2 protein-coding genes are annotated in these 1,445 nt (G+C 45.3%); both read left to right on the top strand.

Going from position 1 to position 1,445, the window contains the following annotated elements; all coding sequences use genetic code 11:
* The first annotated feature begins 81 nt into the window (after nucleotides 1-81).
* Complete coding sequence (locus B0I27_RS17330; protein WP_106295712.1) at nucleotides 82-435, top strand: ISAon1 family transposase N-terminal region protein; 354 nt, start codon at nucleotides 82-84, stop codon at nucleotides 433-435.
* Nucleotides 428-1,411 carry an ISAon1 family transposase gene (locus B0I27_RS17325; RefSeq protein WP_181276823.1) on the top strand — a complete coding sequence of 328 codons (984 nt, stop codon included), beginning with the start codon at nucleotides 428-430 and terminating at the stop codon, nucleotides 1,409-1,411. Before B0I27_RS17330 ends, B0I27_RS17325 begins: the two co-directional genes overlap by 8 nt.
* Nucleotides 1,412-1,445: the final 34 nt, after the last annotated feature.

The following is a 1,445-nucleotide window of genomic DNA, read 5'->3' as shown; positions in this document are numbered from 1 at the left end:
GGATCAAGCGGAATTCTTGGGGGGGAAATAAAAAAGTCGTTTTTTTGTAGATCATTTTAAAATCCCAAAAGAAGAATACCCTTGCAAGATCCATACCTACAGTTAGCGAGTATCATATTACCTAAAGGCATCCTGGAGTTTTTTGAATTAAAACAGGTGCAACAAAGTGAAGCCGGCCTGCAGATCTATCTCGAAGAGAAGAATATCCATCCTGAAGAATACCAAAGTCAAAAGTTGGAGTCCAAGGGCTTTATGCCAGAGGTTACGATCCAGGATTTTCCTGTCCGTGGCCAGAAAGTAAGTTTATGTGTTAAACGCCGTAGATGGGAAATCCTGAATACAGGGACCATCATCACCCGGGACTGGGACCTGGTACAGAAAGGAGCGCGAATGACAACGGAATTCGGCACTTTTTTAAAAGGTATATTTGGATAATCATCCGGTAAGCTGTTATCAGTTGGGGCATTATTTCCAGATTGACGGCAAACAGTTGCAGGAGCAGTACAAAGATCATATCAGCGATTTCCATCAGTGGAGTCAGAAAGAGCATGCCGCCGACTGGATGCTCTTTTCATCCAACATGGGAGAATACCTGAGTATAGACGAAACAGCCCTTTCTGGTGGAGAGCTCTACACCATAGTTACTAATAAATCAGCCAAAGGAAGAAAAGGGAGCATCGTAGCGATGCTCAAAGGCACACAGGCCCAGCAGATCATTACAGTCCTGGAACGCATACCTTTACGCCAGCGGAACAAGGTCAGAGAAGTAACGCTGGATATGGCTGCTAACATGGCTAAGGCGGTTAGAAGGTGCTTTCCATTAGCGCGCAGAGTAGTTGATCGTTTCCATGTGCAGAAGCTTGCCAGCGATGCCGTCCAGGAACTCCGGATCAGGTACCGATGGGAAGTATTGGAAGAAGAGAACAGGCTGATTGCTGAAGCAAGAAAAAACAAGCAAGCTTATCAGCCCGAGGTTCTTTCTAATGGCGATACGCTCAAGCAACTGCTGGCCCGCAGCAGGTATCTGCTCTTCAAACATGAAAGTAAATGGAGCCCATCACAGAGGGAACGTGCCGATATCCTCTTTCCCCGCTATCCTCTATTGCAGAAGGCTTATCAATTAGCTATCCGGTTAAGCACCATCTTTACCATTTGCAAAAGTAAGACGCAGGCTTTTAAACGACTGGCCCTGTGGTATAATGACGTAGAAGCTTCTGCTATAGACTCTTTCTGCACGGTGGCAAGGTCGATTCAGAGCCATTATGAATATATCCTAAACTTCTTCGACAATAGAAGCACCAACGCTTCTGCAGAGTCTTTCAATGCAAAGATCAAAGCTTTTAGGGCTACTTCCAGAGGGGTTAGAGATACCGCTTTTTTCCTTTTTCGACTGGCTAAGATTTATGCTTAATGATCATCTCCCCCAAAAATTCCGCTTGATCCCA

The organism is Arcticibacter pallidicorallinus (assembly GCF_003002875.1).
Lineage (GTDB): Bacteria > Bacteroidota > Bacteroidia > Sphingobacteriales > Sphingobacteriaceae > Arcticibacter > Arcticibacter pallidicorallinus.
This window is presented reverse-complemented; position numbering and strand designations above follow the sequence as displayed.